Below are 17,904 nucleotides of genomic sequence, written 5' to 3'. Positions count from 1 at the left end.
TTCATCCCCGGACCGCCACGCATGCTGATCCGGTCGATCTCCTCACTCGCATTAGTGGTAACGCTTATCGAGTTGGGGCACCGTGAAACCGGCGAATGGCGGTGGTATGCGAGACGGTCGGATGCTCCTCTCGTCGGCGCCGTTGCGCGCTCACCCGGATCGCCGCGGCTGAATCTGGATCACCGGACAACGTCTTCACCAAATGCCCGGCCAGTGACGAGAAATTTCTGACGATGCCGGCCAGATCTGGGGTGCCGGTCTTGTTCTCGACGAGCTGGAGGCGCTCGGGGTGCGGATCGCTACGGTGATCCACCGCTCGACCGCCGCGCGTCGAGCATGGCGAGTGTCCGCGACGCCAGTTCGTCTCGAATCCCGCTCTGCGCATAAGGAATGAAGGCGCGCAGCAGATCAGGATTCGTCATCGGGGTCCGCGTCTCCAGAGCCATTTGAAAGTTGGATCGGTGGGCTTACAGCGGTTTCGGTGATGGTGGCGTTCGCCGTTTGGCCGCCCGCGGGACTGTTGAGGGGTTAGTTATGACGGGCGTGAGGCGGTCTGGGTCGGCGCGACGCGGTCAGACGGTTGTCATCGCGTAGTCGAGGTCGAACAACGCGCGATGTTCGTCGATGAAGTCCTCGACCGTGCTGAGGGGGCGCCCAATGATAGTCGGTGCTGCAGAGCTGACGCCGGCCAGGCGTCCCTCTTGTTGGTCGATTGTCACGGCCTCGAAGTGCCTGAGCTTGGCCGTGTCATCAGGTATGCCAATCAGATCCAGGAACGTCGTTACGGTGACTTGCTCGAACGGGAGGTCCTTCCCGAGGACGCGGCTGACCTCTGCGGCTAGTTCCAGGTGGCTGTATTCAACGGGTCCGGTCAAGGTGTGGACGCGGCCGCCGTGCTGCTCGGGTTCGGCCAGAATGGTCGCAGCGGTCAATGCGATGTCTCGTCCGGCGATCGGAGCGAAGCGGCTGTCAGCGTCAAAGGGCATGACGTAACGGCCGGATCGGATCAGCTCGGCGATGTAGGTCAGCCATTCCATGAAGAACGTGACCCTCAGATTGGTGGTCGGGACTCCTGACCAACCGAAGATCTGCTCGGAGAGCCAATGGTTCTGCGTCGCCTTACTGCGGGCCTGAGGGCGCGATTGGATTTGTGACATGTTCACGATCGCTTCAAGGCGTTCTTCCTTGGCGGCCTGGGCGAACATGACCGCCGCTTCGACGAGTCCTTCGCCGAGTGGAAAGTTGAAATAGGCACGCTGCACACCGTCGAGCGCCGCGCGAACATCGCGGAAAGTCAGCAAGTCGCCGAATACAACTTCGACACCGTTATCGCGAAGCCGTTGGGCACGAGCGTCATCCCTGCGCACCATTGCCCTGACCTGTAGCCCACTCTTGAGTAAGTACTCGACCATTGGACGTCCGGTATCACCATTGGCAGTGGTCACCAGGATTCTGGTCATGGATGTCCTCTTCTCCTTGGGTGTTTGAAGACTGCACTCAGGGTCGTGAAAGGCACCGGATCACGACCCTGAGTGCAATCGGTGGGCTTACAGCCGTTCGATGATGGTGGCGTTCGCCATTCCGCCGCCTTCACACATCGTCTGCAACCCGTAGCGGGCACCCCGCTGTTCGAGCGCGTTGACCAACGTGGTCATGATCCGTGCACCGCTGGCCCCGAGCGGATGCCCGATCGCGATTGCGCCGCCATTCACATTCGTCTTTGTCAGATCGGCGCCGGTGTCATGGGCCCACGCCAGCACCACCGGCGCGAACGCCTCGTTGACTTCGAAGAGGTCGATATCGGCGAGCGTCAGGCCGGCGCGCTGCAGCACCTTTTCGGTGGCCGGGATGACACCGGTCAGCATGTACAGCGGGTCGGATCCGACGACGGTCGTCGTGTGGATGCGGGCGAGTGGACGCAGTCCCAGCCGGTTGGCCACCTCGCTGGTGGTGATCAGCACCGCAGCGCTGCCATCCGACAACGGCGACGAGTTGCCCGGGGTGATCTCCCACTGAATCTGCGGGAAGCGCTCTTCGTAGGCGGGGCCGTAAAACGCGGGCCTGAGACCGGCCAGGGTGTCGACAGTGGTTCCAGGGCGAATGATCTCATCGGTCGTCAAGCCGGCGATCGGTGTCAGCTCGTTGTCGAAGCGGCCCTCTTTGGTTGCGGCCGCGGCCTTCTCGTGGCTGCCTGCCGAGAACTCGTCGAGCTGCGCACGGGAGAAGCCCCATTTCGCGGCGATCAGCTCGGCGCTGATACCCTGCGGCACAAGGCCTTCGGGGTAGCGCTGCGCCATCGCACCGAACGGGTCGCTGCCCGGCAGCACGCTGGAACCCATCGGCACCCGCGACATGGACTCCACGCCCGCGGCGACGACGATGTCGTAGGCGCCGGAGATGACGCCCTGAGCGGCAAAGTGGATCGCCTGTTGGCTGCTGCCGCACTGGCGGTCGACGGTCGTGCCGGGAACGCTCTCGGGGAAGCCGGCGGCCAGGAGCCCGTTGCGGGCGATGTTGACGGCCTGGTCTCCGACCTGGGTGACGGCACCGGTGATCACATCGCCGATCTGCACGGGGTCGATACCGGTGCGGGTGATCAGCTCGCGCAGGCTGTGCGCCAGCAGGTCGACCGGCAACACATCGTGGAGCGCGCCGCTGGCCTTGCCTTTCCCGATCGGGGTGCGTACCGCCGAAACGATGACCGCGTCGCGTACCGCATATCCGGCCATTTCTGCCTCCTATGACTCCCCGCTGAGTAAACTTTGCTGTACCCAGCTATACCACCTAGGTATAGGTAGAACAACTCAGAGGTAGAGTGAATTCCATGACAGTGCTGCAGGGAACACTCGCCGACCGGGACGCCTGGTCGGCGGTCGGCGGATGTCCGATCGAGAAGACGATGGCGCTGCTGGGCACCAAGTCGGCGATGTTGATCATGCGTGAGGCCTATTACGGCACCACCCGGTTCGACGACTTCTGGCGGCGCGTCGGGGTGACGAAGGCCGCCGCGGCCGCGCGCCTTGCCGACCTGGTCGAGGCGGGACTGCTCGAGCGCAGCCCGTATCAGGAGCCCGGGCAGCGCAGCCGCGACGAGTACGTGCTCACCGATGCCGGCCGTGACTTCATGCCGGTGATCTGGGCGATGTTCGAGTGGGGACAGCGCCACCTGCCGCCCTCGGCGCCGCTGCGGATGACCCACGCCGGCTGCGGCGCCGAGGCGACGGTGTCCATCCGCTGTGCAGAAGGCCACGACGTTCCGGCCGACGAGCTGGCCATCCGGTTGGTCAAGCGCGGTCGCTAGACGAGCTGGCGCGATACGCCTTCGCCGCGGTCATCAACTCCTCGACCCGTGATTTTTCGGCCCGGTTCTCGAACACCCCGTCGGCTTTGAAGTAGGTGCCGACGATGGCGCCGTCCGCGATGTCGAGTTGGGCAGCCACGTTCTCGGCGCGCACCCCCGTGTTCACGAACACCGGCACGTCGCCCGCCGCGGACTTGACCACCCGCAGCGCCTCGGAGTCGGTGGGGGATCCGGCCGTTGCTCCCGACACGCAGATCGCGTCCGGCAGCGTGGCGAACACCGTGGTCCGTGTGATCGACGCGAGGTCGCGGTCCGCGAGATAGGTCGCGGACTCGGGCACGATGTTGAAGAACAACTTGACGTCGGAGCCGCCGACCCGGGCCCGGTGCCGCGCGACCTCACCGACGTTGGTGTTCCAGAGCCCGAAGTCGCTCGCGTATACGCCGGTGAAAATCTCCCGGACGAATCTCGCACCGGTGGCGACCGCCAGGTCGATCGAGGCGCGGCCGTCCCACAACACGTTGACGCCGTACGGCACCGAGAGATCGGGCAGAAGCTCACCGATGATCCTGGCCATCGTGATCGCGGTGATCGGTTCGGTCTTGGTCAGATACGGCAGGCTGAATTCGTTGCTGATCATCACACCGTCGACACCGCCGGCCTGCAGCGCCTCGAGTTCTTCCCGGGCGCGGGTGACGACGGCGGCGATGCCGCCCGAGCCGTCGTAGCCCGGATCCCCGGGCAGTGCGGCGAGGTGCAGCATGGCGATGACGGGCTTGCGGGTGTTGAAAACCTCGTCGAGCCAGGTGGTGGTCACGGTGTGCCTTTCTCTCTTGGGAAGCAAGTGTTCTCGGGACGCGGTGGGGGTCAGTCCATGTAGGCGCCGCCGTTGACGGCCAGCGCCTCACCGGTGATGAAGCGCGCGTCCTCGGACAGCAGGAAGGCGACGGCGCGGGCGACATCCTCTGGCTGCTCCAGGCGGCCCAGCGGTGTGTCGTCGATCATCATCGTCCGGACTCCGTCGGTGGTGATGCCGCGCAGCTCCGCTTCCCATTCCAGTTCCCTTGACTGCATAGGGGTTTCGACGAAACCCGGGCACACGCAGTTGACTGTGATGCCGTGTTCGCCGAGTTCGTAGGCCATTGCCTGGGTGAGCCCGACGACGCCGAACTTCGACGCCACATAATCCGACAGAAAGGGCACCCGGCCCTGTTTGCCCGCCATCGATGCGGTGTTGACGATGGCGCCGGCCGTCCCGGTGCTGATCATGGCGCGGGCCGCGGCCTGACCACAGACGAACACACCCTTGAGGTTGACGTCCATGGTCTGGTCGTAGCGCTCGATCGGGGCGTCGAGGAACCGGTGCATGAAAGAGATGCCGGCATTGCTGACCCAGGCGTCGAGTCCGAGGCGGTCGGCGACCCCGAGGGCGACCGTGGTGGCGTTCTCCGGCGCGCTGACGTTCAGCACGGCGGACTCGTGTCCGGCCTCCGGTTTCGGCAGAGCAGCGGCGACAGCGCTCGCGGCGTCACCGTCGACGTCGGTGACGACGACGCGCCAATCCCGTTGCGCCAGCGTCATCGCGATGGCTCGTCCGATCCCTGATCCTGCGCCGGTCACTACCACTGTCCTGGTCATCTGATGCGTTCGTTCCTCATCGGTTGGGGTTGCCAACATGTCGTTGGCCGGTTTCGGGATCGAAGACGTGGACGGCGCCGGGTCGGGCCGACACGGTGACCCGGGCGCCTTCGCCGATCCCGGACAGGCGGCCCGCCTCCACCACGCTGGTGAGTTCGGTGCCGCGGGCGTCGATCGTGACAATGGCCCTGGGCCCGAGCAATTCGATCAGTTTCACCTGGGCGGCGCCGTCGCCGTCGGACGCCGTGAGCACCAGGTCGTCGGGTCGCACGCCGAGTGTCACCGGTCCACTTGTGTCGACGGATTCGACGCCGATCGTGAATCCCGTTGGCAAGGTGAAGTATTCGCCTGTCAATTCGCCGTCCAACAGGTTCATCTTAGGACTGCCGACGAAGGTCGCGACGAACGTGTCCGCCGGGTTGGCGTAGACGTCCAGCGGCGTCCCCTCCTGCGCGGTGCGGCCGTCGCGCATGACCACCATGTGGTCCGACAGCGTCATCGCCTCCTCCTGATCGTGCGTGACGTACACCGAGGTGATCCCGAGCCTGCGCTGGATCTGCAGCAGCTCGGTCCTGGTCTCGACACGCAATTTGGCGTCGAGGTTGCTCAACGGTTCGTCGAACAGGAAGACAGACGGTTCACGGATGATCGCCCGCCCGATCGCGACACGCTGCTGCTGTCCGCCGCTGAGGTCCTTCGGCTTGCGCCCCAACAGCTTTCCCAGTCCGAGCGACTCGGCCACCTCATCGGCCCGCTTCAGCGCGTCACCGCGCGGCGTCTTGGAGGCGCGCAGCGGGAACGCGATGTTCTCCCGCACCGTCAGATGCGGATAGAGCGCGTAGTTCTGGAACACCATTGCCACGTCACGGTCGCGTGGTTGCAGGTCCGTCACGTCACGGTCGCCGATCGCGATGGTGCCCGACGTCACCGACTCCAGACCGGCGAGCATGCGCAGCGACGTCGACTTGCCGCACCCCGAGGGGCCGACGAGCACCGTGAACGAACCGTCGGGCAGTTCGATGTTCAGGTCGCTGACGACGGATGTCGATCCGTACGACTTGTTGACGCCGGAGAATCGGACGGTTGCCATGAAGCGCGAATCACCACCTATTTCTGGCCTTGTCAGGCCTTGACCGCGCCGCCGCTGATGCCTTGCACCAGCCTGCGCTGGATGAAGAAGCTCGCGATGACGACGGGGACCACCGCGATGAGGATCGCCGCGCTCATCGAGCCGATCTGCACCCCGCGGAACGTGTTGAACCCGGCGATGGCCACGGGCAGGATCGCTGCCTTGCCGGGCGCCAGGATGAGCCCGTAGAACAAGTCGTTCCAGGACAGCGTGAACCCGAAGATGGCGGCCGCGCCGATCCCCGGTAGCACCTGGGGCAGCACTACCAGGCGGAACGCCTGGAACCGGGTGAAGCCGTCGACCTGGGCCTGCTCCTCCAACGACCGCGGAACGGCCTCGAAGAACCCGATCAGGAACCAGGTCACCACGGGCAGGACAAAACTGAGGTGCGCGAAGATCACCGGCACCAGAGTGTCGGTGAGCCGCAGCGCGTAGGCCATGGTCAAGAACGGGAACACCAGAACCGCAGGCGGCAGCACCTGGGCGGCCAGCATGCCGAACCGGGTGGCGGTACCGCCGGCCCGGAAACGGGCGATCGCGTAGGCGCCCATGCTGCCGATCACCACGCTGATGCTGACCGTGACGACGGCGACCAGCGCGCTGCGACCCGCTGCGGCGAGAATCCCCGACGACAGCACGTTGCGCCAACTCGCGAAGTCGGGTGTGAAGGCCAACAGGTACGGATCATTCAGCTCTTCAGGAGTCTTGATGCTGGCCAATGCGATCCACACCACCGGAAACAGCACCGAGATCCCGGCCGCCCACAGCAAGGTGATCCGGCAGACGGTCAGCACACGCGAATCCGTCACGACCGCTTCGCCTTCTCCATGCGCCGGAACGCGATCACGATGATCGTCAGCACCGCGATGAGGACGACGAAGGCCATCGACGACGCCGACCCGAGCCGGAAGAACTGAATTCCGGTCTGGTACACGAAATACTGCAGTGTCTCGGTCTCGGTGCCCGGGCCGCCGCGGGTGGTGGCGAACACGTACTCGAACACCTTCATCGCGTCCAGGCAACGCAGCAGGATCGCCACGACCAGCACCGGGGCCAGCAGTGGCAGCGTGACGCGCCGCAGGACGTACCACCCGCTGGCGCCGTCGACCCGGGCGGCGTCCAACGGTTCCCGCGGGATGGACTGCAGGCCGGCCAACAACAACAGGACCATGAACGGAGTCCACTGCCAGACGTCGATGAGCGCCAGCGTGTACAACGCCCGGCCCGGGCCGAAGAAGTCGTAGTCGAGGCCGAGCGACCGCAGCAGGTGCGGGATCGCGCCGAGTTGATCGTTGAGCAGGAAGCGGAAGATCAGCCCGACCGCGATCGGAGTGATGAACATCGGGGCCAGCAGCATCGATCGCGTGAGATCCCTTGCCCAGCGCTGTTTCTGCAGGGCCAGCGCGATCGTCAGCCCGATCACCAGCTCCAGTCCGACCGCCAGGCACACGTACAACGCGGTGGTGCCGAACGCCTGCCAGAACTCACTGTCGCCGAACGTGGCGACGTAGTTGTCGGCACCGACGAGCGCGGGTGTGCCGTGCTCGGTGAGCTTGTAGTCGGTGATGCTCAGATAGAACGCATAGCCAAGGGGGAAACCGACCACCCCGACGAAAAGTGCGACGAGGGGAGCGACCATACCGTGCTGAAATCTCACGATGGTCATCGCTCCTTTCGCGGGGTGGTCGGTTCCATGGTGGGCTAGCCCTGGGGGGAGGAGGCTAGCCCTGGATCTTGTCGGCCTGAGACTGTGCCGCGGCCAGCGCGTCATCGACGCTCTTGGTGCCCGCCACCGCCTCGTTCAGTTCGGTGCCGACCGCCTGGATCATCTCCTCGCCGCTCGGTCCCTGGCTCAGCGGCGAGGCGTTCCCGAGGATCTGTTGCACGGTCTTGTAGTAGTCGGCGCCGAGCGGACCGTTGAGCACCGCGGGATCCTTGACCGTGCTCTGCCGGATCACCGCGCCACCCTTTTCGGTGCGCTGGACATCATGCGGTTTGGAGGTGATCCACGACGCGAATGCCCATGCGGCGTCGGAGGCGCCGGAGTTGGCCGGGATCGCCCAGCTCCACGAGCCCAATACCTGCTTGCCGCCGGGGATGGGCGCCAGCTTGTACTTGCCCGCCGACGGACCGGAGCCTGGCTCGTTGAGGGCGGGGAGGTTCCAGTTGTAACTGATCATCGACGCGGCCTGACCCGACGACACCGACCGGAACGCCTCGTCGAACGCCCAGCTAAGGCTGTTCGGCGGCGCCGCGGTCTTGTAGGTGTCGATGTAGGCGTTCAGCGCCCGCTTGGCTTCCGGGGTGTTCAGCGTGACCTTGCCGTCGGCGCCGTAGATCGACCCGCCCGCTGCGAACAGCCAGTTGCCCCACTCCTCGAAGATCTTGTAGCCGCGCTGCGGCTGCATCGCGATGCCCGCGCGGTCGCCGACCTTGAGCGCCTTGGAGGTGCTGACCAATTCGCCGAGACTGCTGGGCACCGGCAGCTTCGCCTGCGCGAGATCGTCGGTGTTGTACAGATACCCGAGCGCGTAGTTGTAGAACGGCACCCCGTAGCGCACCCCGTCGACCTTGGTGATGTCGGTGAGCGGCGGGAAGAAGTCGGCGGCGTCGTAGTTCGGCGTGCCGTCGATGCGCGTGTCCAGTGGCTGCAGGAACTTGGCCTTGGCGAAATCCACCATCCAGGGGTTGTCCACGATGATCAGGTCGTAGGTGGGTGACGGTGACTGGAAGGACGAGACCAGCTTGTCGCGCATCTGGTCATACGTCAGGGTTTCGATGTCCATCTTGACGTTGGGGTAGTCCTTGTTGAAGTCGGCAACCATCGACTTGACGATGTCGGTGTCGGGCACGTTCTCCATCAGGATGCGCACCGTCCCCGAGACGTCCTTGGGAACTTCGCCGCTGCCGGTGGCCTGCGGCTGCTCGGGCCCGCCGCTACCCGCGCAGCCGGCCAGCACCAGCGCGATCGCGGACAGGAGTGCGACAAGGACGACGCCGAAGAGTGGCCGCCCCCGCCGTGGTGTCGTAGATCGCGACTTTCGCAATGTTTTCATAGCGGCACTGTTCCTTTCACTGTCGGTCACTCTCGGTCTCTTCTCATCGGGTGCTGCGGGCCACGGCATGGGAGATGGGCGCGACGGCGTCGCCGAGCTCACGCCACGTCGCATAGGTGAGGTCGTAGACCCCGAACCGGGCGGGGTCGGGTACGACGGGCGGATCGAGGCTGATGAACCGGGAGACGTCCGACCAGCTGTCCAGGGCACCGATGCCGATCGCTGCGATCACCGCCGCGCCCAGCGATGCGCCCGGGTGGCCCCGGACCGGCAGCATCTCGAGGCCCAGGACATCGGCATGAATCTGTTTCCACAGCGTGGACTTGGATCCGCCGTTGGTGATCATCACCCGCGACGGCGGGATGCCGATGTCGGTGAACACATCGATGTGGTGGCGGAACCCGAACGCGATCGCCTCCAGCACGGACCGGTACATGTCGGCCCTGGTGTGCCCGAGATGCAGGCCGGCGAACACGCCCCGCAGATCGGGATCGTGGATCGGGCTCTTCTCTCCGAGGAAATAGGGAAGACAGAGGATCTCGGCCGGTGCGCGGTCGGCGGCCTCTTCGTCGAGAACGGTCAGCGGGTCACCCCCGATCATCAACTGGAACCACCGGATCAGGCTGCCGCTGGTCGCCATGCATCCGTTGGGTAACCAATGGCCGGGGACGGGATGGGCGTCGAGATATAGCCGCTCGTCGACCACCGGGGAGCCGCTGGCGACCAGAATGTCGCCCGCGCCACCGAGTTTCACCAGCGCGTCGCCCGGACCGAAGACTCCGGCGGCGTATGCCGACAGCACGTGGTCGGCGCCGCCCACCACCAGAGGGGTGCCCGCGGGTAGGCCGGTCTGGCCGGCTGCGCTCCTGCTCAGTTCGCCGACCTGTGTTCCGGGCCGGCGCGTGGGTGCCAGGGTGGCCGGATCGAGATCTGCGGCCGTCAGCACCGGATCGGCGGTGTCGCCGTCGATGGTGAACAGACCCGACTCCAGCGCCCAGTTCTGCTCGACGTGGGTCTCGGCCCCCAGGGTGGCCAGCATCCAGTCGTACGAGCCGAGCCAGTGGGTCGTACGCGCATACACGTCGGGCTCGTTCTCTCGCAACCACATCACCGTCGGCGCCACCGACTGCTGGGTGAGCGCCGAACCCGTCATCGTCACGAGATCGATCGTGGCCAGCTTGTCGGCGAGCGCGGCCACCTCGCGATGTGCCCTGGCGTCGTTCTGAAGGATCGCCCGGCGCAACGCATTTCCGTGTTCGTCAACGGGGACGACGGCGGGCACCATGCCCGACGTGGAGAGTGCGCCGACGTCGGCCGGCGCCACCCCGCTGGTGGTCAGCACCTCCCGGATCGACTCCACCACGCCGGTCCGCCACTGTTCCGTGTCGGCCTCGGCGATGCCGGGACCCGACGAGTGCAGGGCCGTCTCGCGGGCGGCGGTCGCCACGATGCCGCGGGTGGTGTCCAACAGCACGGTCTTGGTGCCGGTGGTACCGATGTCGATGCCAATGGTGTGACCGCTCATCCCGACTCCACCTGACGACCGGACGCAGCCGAATCACGCTGTCCGGCAACGCAGACCACCTCGACGCCGACGCCCCGCGCGGCCACCAGCGTGGGGTGGTCGGGAGGCCCGTCGGTGACGATCATGTCGACATCCGCAAGGGCGGCGATGCTCACGAACGTGACGCGGCCGAGCTTGCTCTTGTCCGCGGCGACGATCACGCGATCCGCTCGATTACTCGCCGCGCGTTTCACGCGGCTCTCGCCCTGGTGGTAGTCGGAGATCCCGCGGTCGCCGTCGATGCCCGCCACGCCCATCACGAAGGTGTCGCAGTTGTAGTTGGCGAGCGTGTCCTCGGTGCTCGGGCCGATCAGGCTGAGCTCCGAAGGCCGCAGCTCCCCGCCGGTGAGCATGACGGTGGTGTTCGGTTCGTCGACGAGGGCCAGCGCCACCAGCACGCTGGGTGTGACGACCGTGAGCGCGAGCTCGCGGCCCTTCACGGAGCGGGCGACGGCCAACGCGGTGCTGCCGGAGTCGAGGATCAGTGTCTCGCTGGGACCGATGAGGTCGGCCACCGCATCGGCGATGTGGCGCTTTTCCACGGCGGCCTCGGCAACGCGGGTCTCGAAAGAGGGCTCGGCGTCCTTACCCTTCAGCGCGATCGCGCCGCCGACCACCCGGCGGAGCACACCGCTGGCTTCCAGCGCCTCCACATCGCGACGGATCGTCATCTCGGACACGTCGAACTCCCCGGCCAGCTCGGCGTATCCGACCTCGAAGTCGGTCCGCACGCGCTGTTCGATGCGCGCGCGTCGAGTCTTCGCGTCCACGCTCAGCTCCGTCGAAAATGTGGAAAATTCACAAAAAGAACTCCCGTCCCTGGGCATTTCGACATTGACACCGTCGGCTAACTGTGAATTTACAACACACCTTGTGGACTGGCCACACCTGGCGGCAACTTTTCTGGCGATAGCCGAGTTCAGCCGCGATCGGCGAGAAACGCCTTGGCCAAGGTTTTCGGGGCCTGCGCGAGCCAGGCCTCGGTGATCAGCTGCTCCAGGTCCGTTACGCCGATCTCCGCCAGCCGGACCAGCACCGCGGGGTAGCCGTCGAAGTGGGGCGTGGTGAAGAACACCGAGGGATCGTCGGCGATCAGCGCGAACTTGACGCCCTCGTCGGCGACGCGGGCACCCAGGATGTCGCCGGTGGGTGCGGCCGCGCCGAGCGCGTCGTGGTCGGCCCTGCGCAGCGGGCGTTCCCACCCGATGAGCTTCTTGCGCACCCGCCAGTTCCTGGCCGGGGCCTCGCTCGTCTCGGGTAGCCCGGCCACGATGCGCGCGACGTCCTCCCAGCTGGCCACGCAGGAGATTGTCCGCCGTTAGGGTTCACCCGTGCTGCATTTGCGGGTGATCGTCCCGACCGACCTGAGCGAACGGGTGATCGAGCTTCTCACCGAGAATCCCGGTGTGACGCACCTCGTCGTTCACCCTGGTGCTGCCGTCGATCCGGCGGGCGATGAAATCACCGCCGACATCGCCAGGGAATCGGCGAACGACGTCATCGACGGGCTGAAGTCGTTCGGTGTGAAGGAGCGCGGCGCAATCACCCTCGATGTCGTCGACACCGTGCTGTCGACTCGGGCCTATCGGGCCGAGGACAAGGCCGAAGGTGACCCCGCCGACGCGGTCGTCTGGGATGAGCTGGCCGCACGCACCCGCGAAGAATCCACCCTCAACGGGACCTTCCTGACGTTCTTGTGCCTGGCCTGTCTCATCGCGGCGGTCGGCGTGGTCACCGATTCACCTGTGACGGTGGTGGGCGCGATGGTGGTGGGTCCCGAGTTCGGTCCGCTGGCAGCGCTGGCCGTGGCCCTGGTGCGGCGGCGGGGATATCTGGCGCGCCGCGCAGCGCTGGCCCTGCTCGTCGGCTTCCCGGTGGCCATGGTCGTGACGGCGATCGGCGTGCTGGCGGGGGAGGCCATCGGGTGGATCACGGTGGAGAGCACCCGGGAACTCTCCGAAGTGGACTTCATCTTCCAGGTCGGCCCGTTGTCGTTCGTGGTGGCGCTGTTCGCCGGCGCAGCGGGGATGTTGTCGTTGGTGTCGGCCAAATCCGCCGCGCTCGTGGGGGTCTTCATCTCGGTCACCACCGTTCCCGCCGCGGGCTACGCCGTCGTCGCCGCAACAATCGGAGACTGGGACGTCGCCGCGAAGTCGGCCGCCCAACTCGCGGTCAACCTGGCCGGCATCGTGCTCGCCGGGGTCATGGTCCTGTGGGTGCGACGCGTCACCGACCGTCAGCACCGCATCGTCGCGACCTGAGGGCGACGTCCCCTGCGCGGTTGACGACGTTGTGATGTGATCAGCGGATGGGCATCAAGGTGGCGCTGGAGCATCGCACCAGCTACACGTTCGACCGGCTGGTCGAGGTGCATCCCCACGTCGTGCGGCTGCGTCCGGCGCCGCATTCACGCACTCCGATCGAGGCCTACTCGATGCGGGTGGAGCCCGCTGACCACTTCGTCAACTGGCAACAAGACGCGTTCGGCAACTTCCTGGCTCGCCTGGTGTTTCCCAGTCGGGCCCGCAGCCTGACCGTCACCATCGGACTGATCGCCGATCTGAAGGTCATCAACCCGTTCGACTTCTTCATCGAGCCCTATGCCGAACACATCGGCTTCGCTTACCCCAAGGCGCTGGCCGAGGACCTCAAGCCGTATCTGCGGCCGGTCGACGAGGAGGGCGAGGGCACGGGGCCCGGTGACCTCAGCGAGGCGTGGGTGAAGAATTTCTCCGTTGCGCCCGGCACCCGAACCATCGACTTCCTGGTCGCGCTGAACCGGGCGGTGAACGCCGATGTCGGCTACAGCGTGCGGATGGAACCCGGTGTGCAGACACCAGATCTGACTCTGCGGACCGGCATCGGATCCTGCCGTGACTCGGCCTGGCTGCTCGTGTCGATCCTCCGCCAACTCGGGCTCGCCGCCCGCTTCGTGTCCGGCTACCTGGTTCAGCTGACGTCCGACGTCGAGGCGCTCGACGGCCCGTCTGGTCCGGCGGCCGACTTCACCGACCTGCACGCCTGGACCGAGGTATACATCCCCGGCGCGGGCTGGATCGGCCTCGATCCGACATCCGGGCTGTTCGCGGGCGAAGGTCACATCCCGCTGTCGGCGACACCGCATCCAGATTCCGCCGCGCCGATCACCGGCATGACGGAACCGTGCGAAACCACCCTGGACTTCTTCAATGTGGTGACTCGGGTACACGAAGACCCACGGGTGACGCTGCCCTACACCGAGACCGCCTGGGCTGCGATCTGTGCGCTGGGGGCCCATGTCGACGACCGATTGGCCGGCGCCGACGTCCGGCTCACCATGGGCGGTGAGCCGACCTTCGTGTCGATCGACAACCAGGTCCACCCCGAATGGACCACCGACGCCGACGGTCCGCACAAGCGGCAGCGCGCGTCGGACCTGGCCGCGCGGCTGAAGAACCTCTGGGCCCCGCAAGGCCTGATTCAACGCAGCGACGGCAAGTGGTATCCGGGAGAACCCTTGCCGCGGTGGGAGATCGGATTGCACTGGCGAACCGACGGCCAGCCGTTGTGGCGCAACGGCGACCTGCTGGCCGACCCCTGGCCGACCGATGGCAGCTTTATCCAGGCGCCGCCCGACGCGGGGCTGCAGGTGCTCGGCGCCATCGCCTCGGACCTGGGCCTGCCACCCTCTCAGGTGCGGCCGGCCTACGAGGATGCACTTGCCCGGCTGGCCCGGGCGGTGCGGCAGCCCGAGGGCCAACCCGTCGCGGCCGACGATGATCTGGCGAAGGATTTTGCGGGCGCGCGGGCCGCGCTGGTCGATCGGCTCGAGACGGCCGTCACCGAGCCCGCCGCCTACGTGCTGCCGCTGCACCGGCGCGACGACGGATCCGGGTGGGCCAGCGCCGACTGGCAACTGCGCCGCGGTCGCATCGTGCTGCTCGCGGGCGACTCACCCGCGGGCCTGCGGCTGCCCCTGGATTCCATCAGCTGGCATCCGCCGCGCCCGTCCTACGAGGCCGACCCGCTGGCCGGACACGGCGAACTGTCTGCCGATGCGGAGTCCGACCCAGCGGTCGTCGATGACGCCGATCCGACACCCACCACCGCGATGGTCGCCGAGGTCCGCGACGGACTGCTGTACATCTATCTGCCGCCCACCGAGGAACTCGAGCACTTCGTCGATCTGGTCGGCCGCATGGAAGCGGCCGCTACGAAAGCGGACTGTGCCGTCGTCGTCGAGGGGTACGGACCGCCACCGGATCCGCGGATCCGATCCATGTGCGTGACCCCCGATCCCGGTGTCATCGAGGTCAACGTCGCACCGACGGCCAGCTTCGCCGAGCAGAAGCAGCAGCTGGAGGCGCTCTATGAACAGGCGCGGCTGGCCCGATTGTCCACCGAGTCGTTCGACGTCGACGGCTCCCACGGCGGCACCGGAGGCGGCAACCACATCACGCTCGGTGGCCTCACCCCGGCCGACTCCCCACTGTTGCGCAGGCCCGACCTGCTGGTGTCGCTGCTGACCTACTGGCAGCGGCACCCGGCGCTGTCGTATCTATTCGCCGGCCGGTTCGTCGGCACGACATCGCAAGCGCCGCGCGTCGACGAAGGCCGTGCCGAGGCGCTCTACGAGTTGGAGATCGCGTTCTCCGAGATCACCCGGCTGGCAGCTGTTTCCGGCGGGCGGCCGGCTTCGGGCAAGCCGTGGATCACCGACCGGGCGTTGCGCCACCTGCTCACCGACATCACCGGCAACACCCATCGCGCGGAATTCTGCATCGACAAGCTCTACAGCCCGGACAGCGCACGGGGCCGGCTCGGCCTGCTGGAGCTGCGTGCCTTCGAGATGCCACCGCACCATCAGATGGCGATGGTGCAGTCATTGCTCGTCCGGTCGCTGGTCGCCTGGTTCTGGGACCAACCGCTGCGCGCCCCGCTGATCCGGCACGGAGCCAACCTGCACGGCCGGTACCTGTTGCCGCACTTTCTGATTCACGATATCGCCGAGGTCGCCGCCGACCTCCGCGCCCACGGCATCAATTTCGACACCAGCTGGCTGGACCCGTTCACCGAGTTCCGGTTCCCGCGCATCGGCGCTGCGGTGTTCGACGGTGTGGAGATCGAGCTGCGCGGCGCCATCGAACCGTGGAACGTGCTCGGCGAAGAGGCCACCGCCGGCGGCTCCGCGCGCTACGTCGACTCGTCGGTGGAGCGCATCCAGGTTCGGCTGATCGGTGCGGACCGCCAGCGCCACATCGTCACCGTGAACGGTCATCCCATCCCGTTGTTGGCCACCGACAGTCCGGATGTCCAGGTCGGGGGTGTGCGCTTCCGCGCCTGGCAGCCGCCCAGCGCGCTGCACCCGACCATCACCGTCGACGGGCCGCTGCGGTGCGAACTCGTCGACGGGGTCACCGGCATGTCGCGCGGTGGCTGCACCTACCACGTGTCACATCCGGGTGGGCGGTCCTATGACGAACCGCCCGTCAACGCGGTCGAGGCCGAATCCCGGCGTGGCAGGCGGTTCGAGGCCATCGGGTTCACCCCGGGCCAGGTCGACATGTCCGACATCCGCGAGAAGCAGGCTCGTCAATCGACGGATGTGGGGGCGCCGGGCATCTTGGACCTTCGGCGGGTGCGGACCGTGCTTCAGTAGCAAGCCTCTCCCGGCGTAGGCGCAGATCCCTTAGGTGCTTCGATTGCCGCCGTTGATATTTGGTGTGCGTGGGTCCGGCTGCGGGGAAGCCGGTCAGCACCGGTGGTGGTTGATTCAGTGCTTGCCGTGTTTGGCTCCAATGTTATGGGGCTTGCCGGCTGGGGAGTGCTTGCCCGTGCTGGTGCCGTCTACGCCGCCGCGTCGTCGGGTCGATTCGGTCCTCGTCTCCGGGGTGTGCGAGGACCCGTTGTGCGAAACCTTCGTGGCAGCGGCACTGGCCGTCTCGTGGTTGTGCACTGCGGCAGGGTTGTGGTCTGCGCTGACCGCTTCGGCGCCGCGTGTCGAGGATGTCGGCTTGGCGACGACGGGTCGTGGCCCGATTTTGCCCGGGCGCGGCTGCGCCGGCGCCGCTGCGGCGGTCCTGGCTGCGGCCAGGGAACCAGCGGCTCCGGTCACCGAACTCGCTGTACCGACTTGGCCGGTGGTGGTGCTCGACGTTCCCACCAACCGGGCCAGGGCCGCCCCGATGTTGTTCGTGTCGTCAGTGATCCGAGTCTGCGCCTCGGTCAAGCCGGCCTGCAAGATGGTGGTGAAAGCCTCTTGTGCTGCCTGAATTTCACCCGCACCAAGGTCAGTTGACGCCGCCGCAAGCGCTCGGGTCCATGTCTGCGTGACGGCAAACGGAGAGGCGGCCATGTCCACGTTCAGGATCGCGACATCACCGATCAGGGGGCCGAGGGCGGACGGGTCGGGCGCGCCGGTCGCGGCGGCGACCGCGCCGGAATTGGATGAGGCGACCGTGCCGGTGTTGACGCCGCTCTGGGTGCCTGAACCGTCATCCCCGGGACCGGACTGCAAGATGCCGGTGATGTGGTTTATCGCAGTGGTCAGATTGTTGAGATCAGCCGAGATGAGATTGAGTCGTTCGGCGACGCCGAAACTTGGTGGCACGTTCTCCGCCGTGGCGCCGGTGAGGGTGGCAATGGTGGCGTCTGCCAGAAAACGGAGACTGTTCATGAACGCGGCCGGGGTACCGGTCAGGTCGAAGTTCAACGCCAGAAGGTCACCGACCGCAGCACTCACAGCGGACGCCGGGATGCTCACGGCCGCCGCGGACGCCGTGGTGCGCGCCTCGACGGCGTGCACCGCGGCTGCGATGTGCGATTCCGCGGCCGCCAGGCGGATGTCGGCCTCATGGATGTCTGACAGATGAACGCTGGGTCGTGGAGCGAACGGGATGATGGCGACGATGCTGGCGGCGGTGAAGCCGGCAAGCAGGTAGGAACGCGCAGTGAGATACACAATGGTCCTTCGGGGAAGAGTTGAACACGGAAGATGTGGCACCTGCGGGTGTGTTCGGCATCGCGCTGTGGCCCAGGCGAACACTCGGGATTCCCAGATTGTCCGGATACCCCGGGTGTGGCCGGCGCGAGGCCGCCCGCCCACGTTGAACACGTTGGTGCTCAACCTATCGAAGGATTCTGGGTATTCGAGCGACGAGCCTTGTGAGTTCACCGTCGCTTCAGTGATCGCCCCCCTCCTATACGTTCACCCGTCGGACAACAGACACCCCCACCG

General features: G+C 66.4%; 17 protein-coding genes. 3 read left to right on the top strand and 14 right to left on the bottom strand.

Annotated elements, in window-relative coordinates; genetic code table 11:
• Positions 1–64: 64 nt before the first annotated feature.
• The 4 genes from ACVWWN_RS26890 to ACVWWN_RS26875 form a co-directional block, all read right to left on the bottom strand.
• Positions 65–313 (bottom strand): hypothetical protein, encoded by a 249-nt coding sequence (locus ACVWWN_RS26890; protein WP_457146570.1) that lies wholly within the window; start codon positions 311–313, stop codon positions 65–67.
• A complete protein-coding gene (locus tag ACVWWN_RS26885) occupies positions 300–446 on the bottom strand; it encodes a hypothetical protein (protein WP_457143540.1) in 147 nt (48 codons plus the stop codon). Before ACVWWN_RS26885 ends, ACVWWN_RS26890 begins: the two co-directional genes overlap by 14 nt.
• A gap of 126 nt (positions 447–572) precedes the next feature.
• Positions 573–1,460, bottom strand: a complete 888-nt coding sequence (locus ACVWWN_RS26880; protein ID WP_457146569.1) for an NmrA family NAD(P)-binding protein — start codon at positions 1,458–1,460, stop codon at positions 573–575.
• Between the two features lie 87 nt (positions 1,461–1,547).
• On the bottom strand, positions 1,548–2,729 hold the full coding sequence (locus ACVWWN_RS26875; protein ID WP_457146568.1) for a thiolase family protein: 1,182 nt from the start codon (positions 2,727–2,729) through the stop codon (positions 1,548–1,550).
• A 95-nt stretch (positions 2,730–2,824) separates the two neighbouring features.
• On the opposite strand from ACVWWN_RS26875, the gene ACVWWN_RS26870 reads away from it, so the two are divergent.
• Complete coding sequence (locus ACVWWN_RS26870) at positions 2,825–3,301, top strand: winged helix-turn-helix transcriptional regulator (protein ID WP_457146567.1); 477 nt, start codon at positions 2,825–2,827, stop codon at positions 3,299–3,301.
• Here ACVWWN_RS26870 and ACVWWN_RS26865 read toward each other — a convergent pair.
• From ACVWWN_RS26865 to ACVWWN_RS26825, 9 genes are all read right to left on the bottom strand, one after another.
• Positions 3,285–4,118 (bottom strand): BtpA/SgcQ family protein, encoded by an 834-nt coding sequence (locus ACVWWN_RS26865; protein ID WP_457146566.1) that lies wholly within the window; start codon positions 4,116–4,118, stop codon positions 3,285–3,287. The two genes, ACVWWN_RS26870 and ACVWWN_RS26865, sit on opposite strands and share 17 nt — an antisense overlap.
• Positions 4,119–4,168: 50 nt before the next feature.
• Entirely contained in the window at positions 4,169–4,939 is a 771-nt protein-coding gene (locus ACVWWN_RS26860) for an SDR family NAD(P)-dependent oxidoreductase (RefSeq protein ID WP_457146565.1), read from the bottom strand.
• A gap of 16 nt (positions 4,940–4,955) precedes the next feature.
• Positions 4,956–6,029, bottom strand: coding sequence for an ABC transporter ATP-binding protein (locus ACVWWN_RS26855; protein ID WP_457146564.1), 1,074 nt, complete (start codon positions 6,027–6,029; stop codon positions 4,956–4,958).
• 32 nt (positions 6,030–6,061) lie between these two features.
• The gene (locus ACVWWN_RS26850) at positions 6,062–6,877 is read right to left on the bottom strand and encodes a carbohydrate ABC transporter permease (protein WP_457146563.1); all 816 of its coding nucleotides are present in this window, start codon (positions 6,875–6,877) and stop codon (positions 6,062–6,064) included.
• Positions 6,874–7,725, bottom strand: coding sequence for a carbohydrate ABC transporter permease (locus ACVWWN_RS26845; RefSeq protein WP_457149298.1), 852 nt, complete (start codon positions 7,723–7,725; stop codon positions 6,874–6,876). Before ACVWWN_RS26845 ends, ACVWWN_RS26850 begins: the two co-directional genes overlap by 4 nt.
• Positions 7,726–7,789: 64 nt before the next feature.
• A complete protein-coding gene (locus tag ACVWWN_RS26840) occupies positions 7,790–9,124 on the bottom strand; it encodes an ABC transporter substrate-binding protein (RefSeq protein WP_457146562.1) in 1,335 nt (444 codons plus the stop codon).
• Between the two features lie 43 nt (positions 9,125–9,167).
• Positions 9,168–10,649, bottom strand: coding sequence for an FGGY-family carbohydrate kinase (locus ACVWWN_RS26835; protein ID WP_457146561.1), 1,482 nt, complete (start codon positions 10,647–10,649; stop codon positions 9,168–9,170).
• The gene (locus ACVWWN_RS26830; RefSeq protein WP_457146560.1) at positions 10,646–11,515 is read right to left on the bottom strand and encodes a DeoR/GlpR family DNA-binding transcription regulator; all 870 of its coding nucleotides are present in this window, start codon (positions 11,513–11,515) and stop codon (positions 10,646–10,648) included. Before ACVWWN_RS26830 ends, ACVWWN_RS26835 begins: the two co-directional genes overlap by 4 nt.
• A 92-nt stretch (positions 11,516–11,607) precedes the next feature.
• Positions 11,608–11,988: an MmcQ/YjbR family DNA-binding protein gene (locus ACVWWN_RS26825; RefSeq protein WP_457146559.1), complete on the bottom strand. Its 381-nt coding sequence runs from the start codon at positions 11,986–11,988 to the stop codon at positions 11,608–11,610.
• A 31-nt stretch (positions 11,989–12,019) separates the two neighbouring features.
• On the opposite strand from ACVWWN_RS26825, the gene ACVWWN_RS26820 reads away from it, so the two are divergent.
• Together ACVWWN_RS26820 and ACVWWN_RS26815 are read left to right on the top strand one after the other, a co-directional pair.
• On the top strand, positions 12,020–12,949 hold the full coding sequence (locus ACVWWN_RS26820) for a DUF389 domain-containing protein (RefSeq protein WP_457146558.1): 930 nt from the start codon (positions 12,020–12,022) through the stop codon (positions 12,947–12,949).
• Positions 12,950–12,996: 47 nt separating this feature from the next.
• Positions 12,997–16,326, top strand: coding sequence for a transglutaminase family protein (locus tag ACVWWN_RS26815; RefSeq protein ID WP_457146557.1), 3,330 nt, complete (start codon positions 12,997–12,999; stop codon positions 16,324–16,326).
• Positions 16,327–16,440: 114 nt separating this feature from the next.
• Here the strand turns inward: ACVWWN_RS26815 and ACVWWN_RS26810 are convergent, their stop codons facing one another.
• Positions 16,441–17,628, bottom strand: a complete 1,188-nt coding sequence (locus tag ACVWWN_RS26810; protein WP_457146556.1) for a hypothetical protein — start codon at positions 17,626–17,628, stop codon at positions 16,441–16,443.
• Positions 17,629–17,904 lie beyond the last annotated feature (276 nt).

Source organism: Mycobacterium sp. URHB0021 (genome assembly GCF_054057895.1).
This window is presented reverse-complemented; position numbering and strand designations above follow the sequence as displayed.